This window comes from Xanthocytophaga agilis, assembly GCF_030068605.1.
GTDB lineage: Bacteria > Bacteroidota > Bacteroidia > Cytophagales > 172606-1 > Xanthocytophaga > Xanthocytophaga agilis.
Genome location: NZ_JASJOU010000020.1, coordinates 1 through 16870, shown reverse-complemented (window position 1 = coordinate 16870; position 16870 = coordinate 1). Strand labels below are relative to the sequence as shown.

The following is a 16870-nucleotide window of genomic DNA, read 5'->3' as shown; positions in this document are numbered from 1 at the left end:
TACGTTTCTACCTGTTGTATTTGAGCTTTGGAGAGATACAATTTCTCTGGCAGCTTTGGTTGTATGTAAACCCATTTAATGCCGAATCTTTTGTTTCTGGCTTCTTCCCCGGTATAAAATCAATAGTTTGTTTAATGATTTTAGGTTTATGTCATAATCGTCTATCGATAATTTTTCGTGACCGCCAGAATACTGGTAGATTAAATAATAACGGATATTTTTACCAGTGCCTTCGCTAATGGCTTCTTCGTCGGTTATCTCACTCCACTTGTAGAACGGCGTGTTAATGGTCTGTATTCCCTGCTCATTCAGAATAATCTGAGGAGTTGTATTGGTTGCTTCTCTGAATTCGCGATAACTCAAAAATGCCCCCACTACTGTCATAAGGGAACCGAAGATGTAGCTATCTGTTCGCACCAGCATAAAGATACCACCAACCATCAAAAGCAGCATAAGGGCCATTTCAATGAAATTTTTACCCTTTGCGTAGTAAATAATGGTTTCGTTGGGTACACTGGGATCGTCATGGAAAATATCATCCTGGTCAAACTTATATTGCAAAGCAGTCCATCGTTCTTTGTCCTGTGCCCCACGGATTTCTGTTTTTTCATAAAAGCTACCGTCCGGCCAGATCAGTTTTTCCCGAATAGCACGTTTTTTTAATTCATGTACATTACGCACATTTTCAAAGGCCCATAGTCGCCATTTGGTAATCATAATGCTCCAGTACAACCACCCCAGTACTAAGGCAAGAATAAATCCTAACGGAAAGACCCACCAGGGTAGAATAGCTTGAGTTCCTAAATAGCAAGTAATGCCAATAGTCCCGACTATAATTCCAACAGCGGGATAATTGACCATTCGATGACCTTTGGCAATAGCTTCGTCAACAGTTATGGTTTCGTACATATCAAATAAACTAAAAAGAGGATACAGGGTAAATGCTACTTACTCTTAATTGCAAATGGCCTTGAAAAGTAAACCATGAGCGATTCGAAACTATACATAGGAGAAGTTTTTACTTTTTCAGAGATACTATTTTAACATAAGCATCCGATTCGTACCGTCCCTACTCACAAACGTATTACCTTGAGTAGTAAGAGTCAAGATGGTGTTGCTTGGACAGATACGTTGGAGCAACCATTTTTGCCTACTTAGTTGAAGACTGGTTATACATGAGTCATCCCAAATTTTGAGGAGAAGATTTTGACTTTGAAGTGATAATAGTAGCATAGAATAAAGAAGCTACAAAGAGAGTTGCGATCATTTCAATCGCGAGTGGTGGTATAGGTGCGTGAGGATAAAAATTCCGCGGGCCTAGCGTTGGCCCTGTGGGGCGAAGCTTGGGAATTTTTTGCCCTTTTTTGCTTCGTTTTTTGGGCAAGCAAAAAATGAAGAAGCCTGTGGAAGAGCAATGAAAGGAACAATAAACAAATTTGGGAAAAGACAAGCAAAAAATGAAGAAGCTAGTGAAAGAACGATGTAAGGGACAATAAATCAACGGGGAAAGAGACCCAAGCCCACATTGTTCAAAATTATAGGCTTGGGTTGTACTCAGATCCAACATTCGGGACGACTCATATTACAACAGACTAATCTTTTTGTGAGTGTACTTTACCTGACTTATTGTAGAATATTTGATAGCCGTATCCGTCTGCTAACCTATTGAATGGCAATCTGTTTGTTTCTATGCCAAACTAATTTTTAACCTTTACACTTACTTCACTATGCCATTAAACCACTATGTTACGATGGGCCATTCAGGCCTGCGAGTGAGTCCGTTCTGCCTGGGGACTATGACCTTTGGAGAAGACCTGGGTTGGGGAACCAGCGTTGAAGATGCCAATACCATCATGGATTATTACCTGGATGCGGGCGGAAACTTTCTGGATACTGCCAATGTATACACCTTTGGTCACTCCGAAAAAATTATCGGGGATCATATTGGCCGACACTCGCACCGCCGGGACCGGGTGGTGATTGCAACTAAGTTTTTCGGAACCCTCTATTCCGGTGACCCGAATGCCGGGGGAGCCAACCGCAAATCGTTGATGACCGCTTGCGACAATTCCCTTCGCCGCCTTCAAACGGACTATATCGATCTGTATTGGCTACACTGTTGGGATAAGTTTACACCAATTGAGGAAACGTTGCGGGGATTGGACGATCTGGTAACGGCTGGAAAAATACGGTATATTGGCTTTTCAGATACACCCGCCTGGAAAGTGGCCGAAGCCCAGACGATTGCCCGCTTACGGGGATGGGCTCCGTTGATTGCGTTACAGATTGAATACAATTTATTGGAACGCACTGTAGAAGGCGAACTCATGCCAATGGCAAAAGAGATGGGACTAGGCGTAACCCCCTGGTCTCCGCTAAAATCAGGTGTGTTGAGTGGTAAATACCGGCGAGAAAATGCTGGACAGCTTAAAGCCGACCGGGGTGCCTGGGTAGAAAATAACCTGAATGAACAGACGTATAAAGTAATCGATGTATTGATTTCTATTGCCGAACAACTGGGTACTACTCCGGCCCGTGTAGCGCTGGCCTGGCTACAAGCACAACCCGGTGTCACGTCTACCATTCTGGGAGCCCGTACACTTGACCAGCTAAAGGATAACCTGGCCGCTCTGGATGTTCAACTGCAACCCCAACACCTGGCAGCCCTGCATGAGGTCAGCAAGCCTAAGTTAAACTTTCCTTATGATTTTCTGGCTCGTTCTGGTGCCTTCTCCAGCAGTGGCACCACCATCAATGGGGAAACTAACCCAATCAATCCGCTGACTCCCACTAACGACCAGCAACGGTACTAAGTCTGAATATACGTTTGTGCTGTCGCGTTGGCAGATCTTTCGTACTAACTCTGGATCTGCCTGTTATACTACCTTACTAATTACCCTGACCATAGATCGGATGATCCGAACTATGGTCAGTTTCATATTGCCCAAATCCCGATCTTTGTATCACTCATCCGGTCAGAAAAAGACAACGCAACCGCAACTTTTTAACCTGTCCATTCTTCTGTATCCGGCTATTTTTTCATCTATTTTTTAACCATTTTTTTCATCTAACCATTTAGTAAACTATGGCACTAAGTGTAACCCTATTAACCTCCCGAGCCGATTGTGACAAAGTTCTTAACGAGCTGTCAGACATCAAAGGCAATCTGGAATTCCGTCAGATCTCGCTCACACGTAGCAAAGACAATGCAGCCGACCGAGCATCCAGCATTGATGCCGACCTGGCAGCTGCCGAAGCAGAAGTTACCTCGTTGATTGCCATCATCGCAGCCCTTCCCGAAAGTGCGACCAAAACCGAGATGGAAAACCGGAAGGTACGTGCTGATTATCGGTTGTTCACCTTACAGCAACGGAAGGCACAGTTTGGTACAACGGCTGTGATTCTGTACGAATCTGAGTTGGGAGAGATTGAACAGCGTTTGTCTGTGATTGATGGCTCGATGAACGACGTTACCGTTCGCAAGGCAGCTTTGCCAGCAGGCTAAGTGTAGCTGTAGAGGCAGCGTAGAGAAGGTACATACGGGATTGGTGTGGTTTGGGAAGCAGCTTAGGTCACTGACCGGCTGCTTCTTTTATACCCCTTCTGTGTGTCTACCTGAGTTAGCTTTGTTTTACTCTTTATTCATTCGATGTATGAAACTACTGATTCTGATTTCGGCGTTGTGTTTTGTGGTGGGTTTGGCTGGTGGCTTGTTTGCAGAACATCATTTCAATCCACCGGAAGTATACGATTGTGAAGTGATTGATTACAGCCAGATCGAAAAGATTGTTGCCAAACAGATAGCCAGTCATCCGGTGCAGATGCTGGATGTAGAGAAGATCAAACATGTACGCCAGTTTACGTATGCGCCTGTGTTTTGTGTGAGAGATACCTGTAAAGGACCCTGAATCTCTCGGAATGGCACAAAAAAGGTCTGGGAAAATCCGACACTGTAGGGGCGCACCCGTGTGTGCGCCTGGTTTCCCACAAACCATGCCTGTAACAATCGGACACATGTAGGGGCGACTGGCGGTCGCCCACAATGCCATCCGAACGATTGGGATATATCCGAATTCTGGTTGTCGCAAACTGCGTTTGTGCATTTCCGATATCGTAGGGGCTGGGCTTGCCCCTGCCCGGTTTCCCAACGCGAATGTTTGGGTTTATTAGACACGGTTTCGGATTAATCCCTGACATTTGTTGTGGGAAACACGGGTACCCCACGCCACGGCGTGGTAAACGTCAGGGGCACCCCTATACCCTAATCAGGGTTTGTGGGAAACTGGGCGCACACATGGGTGCGCCCCTACATTGGTTCGGTATATTCCCAATCGTTCGGATGGCGATGGCCTGGACGATCTGCCAATCGCCCCTACATTTCACAATGGTGATTTACAAATCCCAAACCGGGTTTGCACGAAACATGGGTGCACCTGTGTGCGCCCCTACATTATTACAACTCTAACCCTTAAAATCTCTATGGCAAAATCGATATACGACTACATCCAGTTTGTGCTAAATAACTGGAAAACATCCACCCTTGGGCTCTTTACTTTTTCAGGATATCTGCTCTGAATAATCAACCGGATCGATACCCAATCGTTTGTATCGCTGCTGGCTTTTATCTCTACCGTTGGATTCTTCTCGATGCGAGATCCCAAGTAATACCCCAGAGGACAGACCTAGCGTTGTCCTCTGGTTTTTATCCTTCTTATTCGAATACTCACTTTTAACAAACCATACGCCAATGACTATCGCATCTACCGCCGTTCAACCGATTGCTACTACCAAACTGATTGTTGACAACATCTGTCTTACCCTTACCAACGAGTATCTGGCATTTGAGAAACAACTGCTTGAAAATGAAAATAAGCACCTACAGCTACTCGTAGAAGACATCCAACTGGAAATAGACATGCTTAGAGAAGAGAATGAAGAACTGGATGGTGAAAACCAGGATCTGCATATGGAAGTCGCCGACTTGCAGGACGAGATCATTGATCTGACCGAACAGGTGAATGACTTACTGGAAGAGTAATCATTCACAGGATCATGACACTATCTGTCCATACTGACATGATCCTTTCCTTCGGTCCCGTCCTTTCCCCAAGTTGGTTTTATCACCAATGACCACTTTCCCATCGTTCATGCCAGTGATAAAACCAACTTGGGGAAGAAATTGTCGTGATCCATTCCTTCACCAGCTAAATTGCACACATACCTATGAAATTTCAATACCTGATCATACACTGCACCGCCACACCCGCCGGACGCTGGATCTCCCCTGACGATGTGAAACGCTGGCACACCAAACCCAAGCCTTACGGCAATGGCTGGAAGCAAGTTGGCTATTCGGATCTGATTCTGCTCGATGGCTCTCGTCACCAGTTCGTCAAACACAACAATGACCAGATTATTGACTCTTTCGAAATTACCAACGGGGTTGCAGGTATCAACTCCATTTCCAGACATTTGTACTATGTAGGTGGACTGGATTCTTCCCATAAATCACCACTAGATAGTCGCACCCCTCAGCAGATCTCTACTATGTTAGATATAATCAGCGAGGTGCTGGGCTATGCAGCTAATGTAAAAATTGCCGGACATAACCAGTTTGATAACAAAGGCTGTCCGAGTTTTTTTGTCCTAACATGGCTCAAGCAGCTAGGCATTCCCGAGCATACCATCGAGTGGCGCGATCCGTTTGGCTATGAACGCTATTTTAAACAAGTCTGGAAAAAGTAATAAACAAGAGGTTACAGTGTACAGTAGCCTCTTGTTTCCTGAGCTATTCATGGTTGTGTTTTCGGGTAAGTCAAGCCATTTTGCCAAATGCCTGTTCAAAGTCACCGATAAGATCTTCAATATCTTCTATGCCCACTGATAAACGGATCATAGACTCCGGAATTTGCATCTCAGCCCGTCGTTCAGCTCCTAATTCATAAAAGATCGTTTGCGCCACTGGTATGGCAAGTGTTCGCGTATCTCCCAGATTACTCGACTTGATAACCAGTTGCAACTGGTTTAGAAAAGCCAGACAATCTACCTGATCCTGTAAGGCAAAACTCATCAGAGCTCCGGAACGTTTGAAAAGTTGAGTAGCCAGCTTATTCTGAGGATGAGTGCTCAAACCTGGATAATATACTTTATCAATCAGTGGCTGGCTTTGCAGGTATTCAGCCAAAGCCAGCGCATTATTACAAGCTCGCTCCATTCGTAAAGCCAGCGTTTCAGAGCCAACTGAGAGATGGTGAGCGGCTTCAGGTGATAAGGTTCCTCCACTGTCACGCAGTCCCCTTTTTCTGATTTGTGTAATGCCTACTAGTTCTGGCTTTATCTGTTCCCGTAAAACTGGCGCAATGTTCGGAAAGCTAGCCCAGTGGTAAAGTCCTGTGTCAGTGACACTGCCACCCAATGCATTTCCATGTCCACCAATGTATTTAGTCAGCGAGTGAATAATCAGACTTGCCTGTACTGCTTTGGGAGAAAACAGATAGGGAGAAGCCATTGTATTATCCACTACATAAACCAGTCCCTTTTCCTGGCAAAACATCCCAATCATTGCCAGATCAGCTATTTGTGTAGCAGGGTTGGCAATGGTTTCTACAAAAACCATTCGGGTGTTTGGCTGGTAGGCATCCTTAATCTGCTCTCCATCAGTAGCATCTACAAAACTGATCTGCAGGCCCATACCCATAAGGGTTTGCATCAGGCTACGGGTATTGCCAAATAAATACGAACTGGCAATTATATGGTCTCCTGCTTTCAGTAAAGCAAGCAATGTAGCAGATACAGCAGCCATACCTGTAGCAAATGCAACTGTGGCTAGACCCTGCTCCATTTGTGTGATTTTGTGCTCCAGAGCGCTAACCGTTGGATTTCCTTGCCGTGAATAAGCATATCCTTTTGCCTTATTCTGAAATACATTTACTAAGTCCTCTACCTGTTCATATCCCCAGGTAACGGCATTGTGTACTGGCTGGTGTAAGGCTCCAAATTCAGGTTTTGCTAACCGATCCGAATGTAGTGTACGGGTAGTAAACCCTTTTTGACTGTTCATAGTGTATTGAAATAATAGAGATATAGAATAAAATCCAGATCGGCCATTGGCTATGAGGCCTGGAGAAGACGATCTTTTAACTTTTGCTGGAAATTCCGGATGGTTCCATCCTTGTCTGTAGTAAGCTGATCCAGTAGTTGTTTATTCAAGCCTGGCGGATTGAATACAGATCCCCAGATTCCCATTTCCATTATAATCGGAACCAGTGCAATCCCTTTTTCCGTGAGGTTGTAAAGCAGTTTAGATTTTTTGTCAGGAGACACCTTTTTGGTGACAAAACCATACTGCTCCAGCGTAGTAAGCCGGTCTGCGAGAATATTTGTTGCAATTTTTTCTTCGGAGGCTAGAAATTCTCCATAGGTCGACTTATCACTAATGACCATGTCTCTCAGAATCAAGAGTGTCCATTTATCACCTAAAAAATCCAGTGTGTAACTCACCGGACATCCTGAACGGGTTTTTATCTCTTTCATAAAAATAGTTGTGAAAATACTTGCAATTTGCAAGTGGAAAGATTTATCTTTGCTAACTTGCAAATTGCAAGTAAAATTATAAAATAGTTAGTAACTCACCAAATGTATGTCACTTGTAAAAGCATTTCAATGGCGTTATGCCACCAAGAAGTATGATACTTCCAGAAAAATAAGCCCTGAACAGTTTGACGATCTGCTCACTACCTTACAATTGTCACCATCATCTTACGGATTGCAGCCGTATACTTTTTTCATTCTGCAAGACCCCTCCATTCTCGAACAAATCAGCAGAGCTGCTTTTGGTCAACCACAAATCACAACGGGGGCCTATGTACTGGCCGTTACTGTCCAGACTGACATTGATGAAAATACAGTGAAAAAGTATATTGACAAAGCCGCTAGTGTACGAAATATCGCTCGTAAAAACCTTGAAGCAAGAGAAGCTTTTGTGAATTCCAAACTCAGCTTATTATCTGCAGAGCAAAAAATTGAATGGGCTGAAAAACAAGCGTTTCTGGCTGTTGGCGTATTGGTTAGTGCAGCTGCAGAAGCAGGTATTGATGCTTCGCCTATGGAAGGATTTGACCGTGTTCAGGTCGACGAGATTTTGGGACTTAAAGAAAAAAATCTGAAAACCACCTTACTTTTTGCGCTGGGCTACCGCTCTGCAGAAGATGAGTTTGCGACGATTCCCAAAGTTCGCAAAACCAAAGAGGAGTTATTTATAACCATCTGATTTCAAATCTCTGATCTAAAAATTATCTGAATAGCTAATTATGAGCCAGACAAAACACATTATACTGGCAGAAGTATCGGTATTACCCGGTTACCTGCCAGAAGTGAAAGCACTTGCAGCCGCTACCTTACTGCCCACATTGAAAGAACCTGGATGTGAAGCCTTTTATCAAACCTCAAAAGCAGATGATCCTACTACTCTTATCTTCTTTGAAGTATTTGCTTCGCGGGAAGCTTTTGATATACATATGAATGCCTCCTATACCAAAGAGTTCTTTGCAGGACTACAAGGAAAGCTGGCAGGAAAACCCGTTAGTAGAACTTTACAGGAACTATAAACATACAATCACCATCTACCTTTTCTAATTCCAAATTAGTATCTGCTGGATGATGGCAGTTCAGTAGTTCTATGCCTTACTACATAGCAGGCGTACAACTCTTACTTATACAATTACCTATTACTCAATTTAACTATAACACAAAATGAATATTACAAATAAAACTATTCTGGTTACAGGTGGCGGTTCTGGTATTGGATACGAAATTGCCAAACTATTAAAACAACAAGGCAATACCGTTATTATTGCAGGTCGTAATGCAGACAAAATCAAAAAGGCCGGTGAAAAGCTGGGTATAACAGCCATTGCCTGTGATGTCACTCGTGAGGCTGATATTGAAAAGCTGGTTACCAGAATTCAGCAGGAATATCCTGCACTCAGTGTACTGGTTAATAATGCCGGTGTGGCAAATCTTTATAAACTTGGTGAACAGGCAGGTGCCTTCCAAAAGGCAAAGCAGGAATTTGAGGTAAATTATTTTGCTCCACTTTTGCTGACTGAAAAGCTGCTCCCTGTTTTAAGCCAACAACCCGAAGCCGCCATTGTAAATATTACGTCCAATGTAACCTTCCATCCATTGATACTTTTGCCTACTTATTCGGATGCAAAAGCTGCATTGCATTCTCATACAGTAGCGTTGAGACATACGTTAGGCAAGAATAGTTCGATAAAGGTGTTTGAAGTAATGCCTTCTCTGGTCAATACAGAAGCTACCAAGGATATGGGAGGTTCCAATGGTATGCACCCACAAGTAGTGGCCGAAGCTCTACTGAAGGGTATGCAGACAGATCAATACGAGATTTATGTAGGAGCTACTGCTCAACAGCGCGCTGATTATTTCGCCAACCCGGTAGCAGCCATTGAAAACTTCAATGCAGGGTTATAATAAATTACCAGATAATTTGATGTACGGAGAAAAGACTTCAAACTCTTTTTTCAGTTCATCAAATTATCTGGCACAAAGCTTCCAAAATTCCAGGCATTAAGCACTGGATTTACCTACTCCACTTTTCCCCACGTTCTATTCGTATATATTTTTTCATACTTAGCTGGATAATACCTGTAGCCAGCATATCTCTGCATATCCCGGAAGAAATAACTTTATTCGTGCCAATCCCTGTTGGTGAAAGAAATAGCCTTTGTATAAGTCTATTTATGTAGAGCAAGGAGTACCGCTTATAGATGAGACTTCTGTTCCGGTACGATTATTTAAGCTATTCATACATAAGCTATAAAGCTTGCCTGGATTTTTTCTAGGTAAACTTTAGTTGATCATAGCTTTCAATGGCATTTGTATATACCTAAACAGGCTTTTGCCTTTACATGTTTCATTGAGAGCAGACACTAGTACATAGAAAGATTTGGGTATGCAAGCTTGATGAGCTTATTACGGTAAAAACGTAAAGACAATTTCTTTAATTTATCAACTTCAACCAGAATTAGTATGTATCATCACATCAAAAAATTAATGTATACCGTTAGAGTTGGTACACCAGATCCACGGTTTGGCAACATGTTACTAGAGCAGTTCGGTGGCGCTAATGGCGAACTTGCAGCTGCTATGCAGTATTCGATTCAAGGTATCAATTGCGAAGATTCCGGGCTCAAAGACTTACTGATGGATATTGGTACAGAGGAATTGAGTCACCTGGAAATTATTGGCACTTTGGCTCGTATGCATCTAAAGCCAACTAAAACGTTACGTCAGGCCGCAGAAGCTGATCCACTTATTGCCATTGCAGGTGGAGGTGGTGTAAACCTGTATAATTCGCAGGGAAGCGCATGGACAGCCGACTATTTAAAAATTACGGGTGAGCCTGATGTAGATCTGCGAAGCAATATCGCAGCTGAAGCACGCGCTAAAATCGTCTATGAGCGGTTGATTAACTTTTGTGATGATGCTGGTTCCAAAGATGCGTTGCAGTTTTTAATGACACGAGAGATTACGCACCTGAAAGCTTTTATGACTGCATTGGATAGTATGGGAAAAGATCCTCTTTCAATAGGACAGATTCCTCCTACATCGGGTATTGTAGAACAGTTTTACAACGATTCAACAGGTGAAAGTGAGTATGGAGATAAGGATATGCGGGGACCTTGGAATCAAGGACCAGATATTAAGTATGTGGAAGCTCCTGCCAAAATGGAAGCACAGGTGACACAACAACAAATTATTTCAGAGATAAACAAGGCCAGCCGATAAGTAGGATACTATTCTGAAAATAAACGAGTAGGCTCAATGCCTGAATACCAGCAAACCTTAGTAAGACTAAGGTTTGCTGCTTTTTAGCTGAACCAGCTGAAAAATGAGCAAAATCGCAACAGATGTGTTTTTCCTTCTTCAGTAACTTTATTATTATCTGCCTACTGGTTTATTAACTGCCAAAATTCCCTTTCCTTTTCGTTATGCCAATACTAAAGCAGGTGGAAAAATATTCCCTGTATTACCAGAATTTACCACAATAAGGTTGCCTATGCCAGATACTTTGAGTTTTATATCATATAGAGGTATCTTCAATTTTCTGGATAATGGCATTAGACTAAAAGTCTTATCCTGACCATAACTTTTTCACTTTTGAATGTTTTAGGGAAAAATCTCTTTTCTGCTCCTGTATTTCTTCGCTAATCTTTTACAAGATTGGCTTTCGCATTTTCCGGTTTAAAGATAAGGCTTACACTTTGGATCAATGATAGACTATTCACAGACTAATTATCCCATCAGACAAATATGACAGAAAGAGAGTAAGGAAAGATAGTTTATCTGGTTTCTATCCTGTGTACTAGTTTCCTGACAGCCTCTTTATGTCCTCCGAAGATATTTTCTTTCCTGAAAACCGTTATCATACTATCTGGCTCTACTCCACCAACCTCATAGTATTTTCCATTGGGAGTCAGTAAGCGTTGATTGGACAGGGTTGCATAAAAGTTACCAATAGATTTGCCTAACATACTTGATAAGATTCCTAAGGTATGTGTGCCGACAAGCTTTACATTTGAGTTGGCCTTCATCGTCATGGCAAAACCTTCGGCTGCACTGCGACTAATATCCGTCATCAAAACATATACAGGTTTTGTGTAAGCGATTTTACTTACAGGCTGTATATATACCTTTGATTCATCATGAAATTTCCCATTGGTATATACTTGACTGGTGTATACAAGCGTAGGTTTGTCTGTAAAGTAACTTGCCAGGGCCAGCATAGCCGCATCAAAACCGCCAAAGTTGAAACTCACATCTACAATAATCGCTTCTTTATCTTTGAATGAGCCAATGATTTGTTCCATATGGTAAGCGAGCGAATCTATCTGCTGCTTTCGGGTTGTGCCTTTTGAGGCAAAATCAGTAAAGGAATAAATACTCAGGTAGCCAATCGTATTTGTGAGATTACCCCATTCCAATTGTCCATTGGCTACCTTATGTCCTTTTCCTGCTAATAAACTATCTGAAATATTTTTGTAGTTTGTTGTAAAAAACAGATTGAAATAGTCATCCAGTTTCTGAATCTCAGATTGACTTCTGAAAGCCTCGGCCACAATTTCGGCTGAGGGGGTTATTCTGTATTGCAAAGTTTGTCCGTTCTCCGCAATAATTTTTGTATGCTGGTCTTTGGTACGGGTAACAATCTGTCCGAAAAACTGAAATAACTCACTCTCAGTAGTACTATCAGATATTTTACTTTCAAATTCAGTTTTAATGTATTGCCAGTTCACATTTCTTTCTTTACTAAAGGCATAGTTCTCTTCATAGGTTTCAATAAAAAGATTGAATAATTGCTTTGGAGATAACTTTTGCATCTTAGAAAAGCTGATATGATTTTGGGGAAGTCTATCTATTCTGACATAGTCATGCTTGATTTGAATAGTTGTTGTTTTATCTCCAAAGTCGGTCTTGTAAATATGGAGAGTATCCTTTTGTAAGCTGAACCGAGCCTCATTGTTTAACAGACCTTCCAGATAATCATTTTTTTCTTTGTAACAGAAGTTGGTAGTATAGCTGTAAAGAAGAATACTATCATGTCTTGCCTCCAGAATATACCCATTTCCAATAGATTTCCAGTACCCTCTGATCGCAGGATTAACAATACTGCCTTCTCTTAAAAAAGAAACTTCCTGCCTTGTTACTATTTTGTTTGGGGCCTTTGTTGTAGTGCAATTAGTCCAAATGAGTATAACAGCAGACACAAAAAATAAATATACTGCTCGAATTGTAGATTTGATCAGCATTGGGATAGTGAGGAGGAGGTGATTTTACTAGCTAAAACAATCTGTCGACATGAAAATAGTGCTTTTAACAATGAATATTCTTTGATACTCAAGAATTTAACAATTATTAAGAATAATTAACAATTGCCTTGCAAATCTTATGATTTCAGATCTTTCAGTTTTATAGAATCTTCGAGAATAGTAATGACATAGTATGCATAAAAGCTATATACGTTTCTGCTATATAGGTGACCTGGACTCCTCCTATAAGATGCCACCAGATAGTCGCACGCCACAGCGGATCTCTACTATGTTAGATATAATCAGCGAGGTGCTGGGCTATGCAGCTAATGTAAAAATTGCCGGACATAACCAGTTTGATAACAAAGGCTGTCCGAGTTTTTTTGTCCCAACATGGCTCAAGCAGCTAGGCATTCCCGAACATACCATCGAGTGGCGTGATCCCTTTGGCTATGAACGCTATTTTGAACAAGCCTGGAAGAAGTAAAAAGACAGATCAGTCTCAAACTGGCTGACCTGTTGTATAATGTAGGTCTATTACAATGAGACTGATTGGGATCACTTATCTCTGCCTTATCTTCTGCCAATCCGTAGGAGTGATATTTTGTATACCATTAGTATTGTCACGAGTATACGTTGTCGCATCAATTACATAATAGCCTGGCTGGAAGCAAACTTCATTTATCACACTATTATAGATATCTTTTACCAGTATAGACATTACTTCTTTTGTGTTCTCATTTTTAAACTCAAACAGAAGTGTAAACGAAAATCCTTTATTTCTGAAAACCAGAGACTGAAGATCTTCAGTTAGAAGAAAAGTATACAGATCTTTTATTGAGATGTGTATTTTTGGATTGTTGGGATCTGGTATCTTTAGTACTGTATCGCTGGCATGTTGGTAAGCCTTTTTTTCCAAATAATCAGCAAGTTGGCGATAGTCGGTAAGCGTTCGGGATAATTGCGTATCGGCTCTAAGGCTTCTCATGTAGTCGTCCAGAAAATCATTCCCGAATTCCTCGTTATAAATCCCGGATCGTATAGTTTTTGTTGAATCACTCTCCTCAAAATTATATACCTTAAGAGAGTATCCTTTCGTACTAGGAATAGGATGGTTGATATGCACGCCTATGCTCTTTGCGATAGTGAGATTAGTAGCATCATCTGCCCGTTTTTTATATTTTTCTTCTATGGGGACTGTAAAAAAGAAGATCACCTCTCCCCGAGAATCACAAAATTGTTTAATTATCAGAGAATGTGGAGGCCCAGGCTGACCCATACTGGATGTAACCCAGGAAAGAGATAGGAGTAACACCAATCCTACCAAAAGCAAAAATCTATGAAAAAACATACCGTTCTCTAATTAAAACAAGCATAGTGTCTTGCTGTTTCGTTCTTATAGACTAAATACATGAGCCTGTAGAGTGCAATAAAGTGAATTAAAACCGGAAGAACCAGAAAGGCCCTGAATAACAAGACACTTAGGCAAATACAGTCCCTTATCTACTGGAAACGAGCCCAGCTATTGAACAGCTATAAGAAAACATCATATGCTATAGTAAGTAAAAGTTCAGTGCAAACGTGTATCTCAAAGGAGTAAACTTTTCTGTCTGTCAATCTGAACAAAATAGTACAACTTTGCTAAAGTTTTTTAAACAAAACAATAAAAATCTGGTTATAGCTGTGTCCTGATTAGTATCTACACAAAACATGGGTAGGAAGTCGGATAATGAGAAACTGTTTACACTAAAGTGTGTATCTTCGAAGCAAATTACACCAACTTTTGATTTTACCTATGAACTTTGATCGCTTGGAAGAGCACGCCCTACAGGAAATACAACGATATCAGAAAGCACTGGAACTTGCTGGGGTAGGCATGTGGGAGGTTGACACTATAGAACAAAAAGTTTACCTGGATAAACGAAGCAAAGAATGCTATGGTTTTTCAGAAGATGAGCAGGTTTCCTACCACAATCTACTCAAATACATCCATCCTGGTGATTTGGAAAGAGTAACAGAGGCTATTTCCCAGGCAAACCAAACAACACAGACCCATCTGCTGGATATGCATTTCCGTACCCTATCCTATACGAATACGTTACGCTGGGTTCATGTTAAGGGAAACGTGTATGCCGGAGATCTGGTGGAAGGCTCTCGTTTTGGAGGAATTGTAACCGATGTAAGCGAGCAGATTGAGCTTCGGGAGCAATTTACGAAACAAGGACTACGGGCTGAACAAGCACTGGAAGGCGCATCTGCAGGTTGGTTTACTCTTGAAAGAAATAGCGATAAGATAGACTATTCTGCTACCATAGCCAGAATCATGACAGGTTCTGAGCAAATTGTCAGTCGTAGTACGCTCATTGAGCACATTCATCCCGAGGACCTGTCTTTGTGGAACCTAGCCTACGAACAGGCGGCTATTACCGGAAAGCTACACTACCAGATTCGGTTTGTCTGGGATGATGGCTCTGTACACTGGATACGGGTAATGGGCACCTATGGCTATGACGAGGAAGGTGAACCGTATCTGTTTTCCGGTATTGCCCAGGAAACTACCCAGGAAGTAGAATCCCGGCTTGAGCTTAAAGTAAGCGAGGAACGATTCCGCAGTGTGGTAGAACAAGCTCCGATGGGAATAGGCTTGCTAAGAGGCAGAGAGATGCGGATTGAAATAGTGAATGACAAGTTAGTTGAACTGTGGGGGAAAGACGACTCTATTCTGGGAATGCCTTTGCAACAGGCTTTACCTGAACTTGAAGGACAAGCCTTCATGACTTTGCTCGAGCAAGTGTATGATACAGGTAAACCCGTTACAGGGAGAGGCATAGCCGCAAACCTGCAACGCAATGGCCGGCTGGAAGAGGCTTATTTTGATTTTGCATATACCCCTTTACGCCATGCAGACGGAACTATTTCCGGTGTGATGGTACTTGGAACAGAAGTCACTACTCAGGTTTTGTCTCAAAAAGCTATTGAGGCCAGTGAAGCTAAATTTCGTTCTCTTATAGAAGAAACTCCTTTTGCCACTGCCTTGTACCGGGGTGAAGAACTAATTATCGATGTTGCCAATCCTGCTATGATTAAATTATGGGGCAAAGATGAAAGTGTACATGGGAGGCGATTGGCAGATGCCTTACCCGAACTGGAGTCACAACCCTTTCTGGATATATTGGCTCAGATTTATAAGACAGGTCAGGTGTATCATGCCCGGGAGATGCGAGCAGATCTTGTAGTAAGAGGCAAATTGGACAGTTTCTACTTCAATTTTATCTATAAGCCACTGAGAGATGAAAAGGGGCAGGTTTATGCCATATTGAATATGGCCATAGATGTGACCAATGAAGTATTGTACCGCAAAAATCTGGAAGAAAGTGAGCTCTTCAGCAAAAGTATTATTTTCAACTCACCGGTAGCCAAAATGGTTGTGACAGGCAAGCAAATGATCATTCATACTGTCAATGAAAATATGCTTCAGATGATAGGACGGGATGAGTCTATTATTGGTCAGCCATTTATGGACGTAATGCAGGAACTGGAGGATACCCCCTTATTCAACAGGCTCCAGCATGTATATACCACAGGACAAACGTTTCATGAGCCGGAAGAACGGTTTGACCTGCTACGGTTCGCAAAGCCTTATACAGGCTATTACAATTACACGTATAAGGCGCTTACCAACACAAATGGCCAGATTTATGGAGTGATCATTGCTGCTACAGAGGTAACCAATCTAGTACTTGCCCGCAAAAAAGTAGAAGAAGCAGAAGCCATGATGCGGGGAGCCATTGAATTGGCACAACTGGGAACCTGGACCTATGACCCTGCTACCAACCGCACCACCTATTCAGATCGGCTCAGAGAATGGTTTGGTATCTTGCCTGAAGAAGAGGATCTGGACGATGTATATCCGGTATTATCCAACGCAGATCAGGAGCGTATCCGTACGGCTATGTCCTGGGCTCTCAATCCCGAATCGGGGGGTATTTACAATGAAGAATATGCAATAACCAACCGAACCACTGGCCAGAAATATATTA

The 16870-nt window shown here is 42.2% G+C and carries 17 protein-coding genes; 12 read left to right on the top strand and 5 right to left on the bottom strand.

Annotation, left to right across the window (positions count from 1 at the left end; genetic code table 11):
* Positions 1 to 75 precede the first annotated feature (75 nt).
* A complete protein-coding gene (locus tag QNI22_RS35560) occupies positions 76 to 909 on the bottom strand; it encodes a hypothetical protein (RefSeq protein ID WP_314518789.1) in 834 nt (277 codons plus the stop codon).
* 818 nt (positions 910 to 1727) lie between these two features.
* Between QNI22_RS35560 and QNI22_RS35555 the strand changes: the two genes are divergently transcribed.
* From QNI22_RS35555 to QNI22_RS35530, 6 genes are all read left to right on the top strand, one after another.
* Entirely contained in the window at positions 1728 to 2813 is a 1086-nt protein-coding gene (locus tag QNI22_RS35555) for an aldo/keto reductase (protein WP_314518787.1), read from the top strand.
* A gap of 272 nt (positions 2814 to 3085) precedes the next feature.
* Positions 3086 to 3505, top strand: coding sequence for a hypothetical protein (locus QNI22_RS35550; RefSeq protein WP_314518785.1), 420 nt, complete (start codon positions 3086 to 3088; stop codon positions 3503 to 3505).
* A gap of 148 nt (positions 3506 to 3653) precedes the next feature.
* Positions 3654 to 3908 (top strand): hypothetical protein, encoded by a 255-nt coding sequence (locus QNI22_RS35545; protein ID WP_314518784.1) that lies wholly within the window; start codon positions 3654 to 3656, stop codon positions 3906 to 3908.
* Positions 3909 to 4272: 364 nt separating this feature from the next.
* Positions 4273 to 4575 (top strand): hypothetical protein, encoded by a 303-nt coding sequence (locus QNI22_RS35540; RefSeq protein WP_314518781.1) that lies wholly within the window; start codon positions 4273 to 4275, stop codon positions 4573 to 4575.
* 172 nt (positions 4576 to 4747) lie between these two features.
* Positions 4748 to 5038, top strand: a complete 291-nt coding sequence (locus tag QNI22_RS35535) for a hypothetical protein (protein WP_314518780.1) — start codon at positions 4748 to 4750, stop codon at positions 5036 to 5038.
* Positions 5039 to 5223: 185 nt separating this feature from the next.
* Positions 5224 to 5745, top strand: coding sequence for a peptidoglycan recognition protein family protein (locus QNI22_RS35530; protein WP_314518778.1), 522 nt, complete (start codon positions 5224 to 5226; stop codon positions 5743 to 5745).
* Between the two features lie 70 nt (positions 5746 to 5815).
* Here QNI22_RS35530 and QNI22_RS35525 read toward each other — a convergent pair whose 3' ends face one another.
* A complete protein-coding gene (locus QNI22_RS35525; RefSeq protein WP_314518776.1) occupies positions 5816 to 7060 on the bottom strand; it encodes a cystathionine gamma-synthase family protein in 1245 nt (414 codons plus the stop codon).
* Positions 7061 to 7110: 50 nt separating this feature from the next.
* A complete protein-coding gene (locus tag QNI22_RS35520) occupies positions 7111 to 7533 on the bottom strand; it encodes a winged helix-turn-helix transcriptional regulator (protein ID WP_314518774.1) in 423 nt (140 codons plus the stop codon).
* Positions 7534 to 7639: 106 nt separating this feature from the next.
* Between QNI22_RS35520 and QNI22_RS35515 the strand changes: the two genes are divergently transcribed.
* The 4 genes from QNI22_RS35515 to QNI22_RS35500 all read left to right on the top strand — a co-directional run bounded on the left by QNI22_RS35515 (position 7640) and on the right by QNI22_RS35500 (position 10809).
* The gene (locus QNI22_RS35515) at positions 7640 to 8269 is read left to right on the top strand and encodes a nitroreductase family protein (RefSeq protein WP_314518772.1); all 630 of its coding nucleotides are present in this window, start codon (positions 7640 to 7642) and stop codon (positions 8267 to 8269) included.
* A gap of 40 nt (positions 8270 to 8309) precedes the next feature.
* Positions 8310 to 8606, top strand: a complete 297-nt coding sequence (locus QNI22_RS35510; RefSeq protein WP_314518771.1) for a putative quinol monooxygenase — start codon at positions 8310 to 8312, stop codon at positions 8604 to 8606.
* A gap of 145 nt (positions 8607 to 8751) precedes the next feature.
* The gene (locus QNI22_RS35505) at positions 8752 to 9492 is read left to right on the top strand and encodes an SDR family oxidoreductase (protein ID WP_314518770.1); all 741 of its coding nucleotides are present in this window, start codon (positions 8752 to 8754) and stop codon (positions 9490 to 9492) included.
* Positions 9493 to 10050: 558 nt separating this feature from the next.
* Complete coding sequence (locus tag QNI22_RS35500) at positions 10051 to 10809, top strand: manganese catalase family protein (RefSeq protein ID WP_313977878.1); 759 nt, start codon at positions 10051 to 10053, stop codon at positions 10807 to 10809.
* Between the two features lie 554 nt (positions 10810 to 11363).
* On the opposite strand, the gene QNI22_RS35495 is transcribed toward QNI22_RS35500, so the two are convergent.
* Positions 11364 to 12830 carry a S41 family peptidase gene (locus QNI22_RS35495; RefSeq protein WP_314518768.1) on the bottom strand — a complete coding sequence of 489 codons (1467 nt, stop codon included), beginning with the start codon at positions 12828 to 12830 and terminating at the stop codon, positions 11364 to 11366.
* A 193-nt stretch (positions 12831 to 13023) separates the two neighbouring features.
* Here QNI22_RS35495 and QNI22_RS35490 point away from each other — a divergent pair, with 193 nt between their 5' ends.
* The gene (locus QNI22_RS35490; protein WP_314518766.1) at positions 13024 to 13317 is read left to right on the top strand and encodes a peptidoglycan recognition protein family protein; all 294 of its coding nucleotides are present in this window, start codon (positions 13024 to 13026) and stop codon (positions 13315 to 13317) included.
* A 75-nt stretch (positions 13318 to 13392) separates the two neighbouring features.
* Here the strand turns inward: QNI22_RS35490 and QNI22_RS35485 are convergent, their stop codons facing one another.
* Positions 13393 to 14181, bottom strand: a complete 789-nt coding sequence (locus tag QNI22_RS35485; RefSeq protein ID WP_314518765.1) for a hypothetical protein — start codon at positions 14179 to 14181, stop codon at positions 13393 to 13395.
* A gap of 444 nt (positions 14182 to 14625) precedes the next feature.
* Here QNI22_RS35485 and QNI22_RS35480 point away from each other — a divergent pair.
* On the top strand, positions 14626 to 16870 hold a 2245-nt coding region (locus QNI22_RS35480), incomplete at its 3' end, for a PAS domain-containing protein (protein WP_314518763.1).

Bases quoted from the DNA above. Each gene is read 5' to 3' on its own strand.
- QNI22_RS35560 (WP_314518789.1), bottom strand. From the start codon at position 909: ATGTACGAAACCATAACTGTTGACGAAGCTATTGCCAAAGGTCATCGA.
- QNI22_RS35555 (WP_314518787.1), top strand. From the start codon at position 1,728: ATGCCATTAAACCACTATGTTACGATGGGCCATTCAGGCCTGCGAGTG.
- QNI22_RS35550 (WP_314518785.1), top strand. From the start codon at position 3,086: ATGGCACTAAGTGTAACCCTATTAACCTCCCGAGCCGATTGTGACAAA.
- QNI22_RS35545 (WP_314518784.1), top strand. From the start codon at position 3,654: ATGAAACTACTGATTCTGATTTCGGCGTTGTGTTTTGTGGTGGGTTTG.
- QNI22_RS35535 (WP_314518780.1), top strand. From the start codon at position 4,748: ATGACTATCGCATCTACCGCCGTTCAACCGATTGCTACTACCAAACTG.
- QNI22_RS35530 (WP_314518778.1), top strand. From the start codon at position 5,224: ATGAAATTTCAATACCTGATCATACACTGCACCGCCACACCCGCCGGA.
- QNI22_RS35525 (WP_314518776.1), bottom strand. From the start codon at position 7,060: ATGAACAGTCAAAAAGGGTTTACTACCCGTACACTACATTCGGATCGG.
- QNI22_RS35520 (WP_314518774.1), bottom strand. From the start codon at position 7,533: ATGAAAGAGATAAAAACCCGTTCAGGATGTCCGGTGAGTTACACACTG.
- QNI22_RS35515 (WP_314518772.1), top strand. From the start codon at position 7,640: ATGTCACTTGTAAAAGCATTTCAATGGCGTTATGCCACCAAGAAGTAT.
- QNI22_RS35510 (WP_314518771.1), top strand. From the start codon at position 8,310: ATGAGCCAGACAAAACACATTATACTGGCAGAAGTATCGGTATTACCC.
- QNI22_RS35505 (WP_314518770.1), top strand. From the start codon at position 8,752: ATGAATATTACAAATAAAACTATTCTGGTTACAGGTGGCGGTTCTGGT.
- QNI22_RS35500 (WP_313977878.1), top strand. From the start codon at position 10,051: ATGTATCATCACATCAAAAAATTAATGTATACCGTTAGAGTTGGTACA.
- QNI22_RS35495 (WP_314518768.1), bottom strand. From the start codon at position 12,830: ATGCTGATCAAATCTACAATTCGAGCAGTATATTTATTTTTTGTGTCT.
- QNI22_RS35490 (WP_314518766.1), top strand. From the start codon at position 13,024: ATGCATAAAAGCTATATACGTTTCTGCTATATAGGTGACCTGGACTCC.
- QNI22_RS35485 (WP_314518765.1), bottom strand. From the start codon at position 14,181: ATGTTTTTTCATAGATTTTTGCTTTTGGTAGGATTGGTGTTACTCCTA.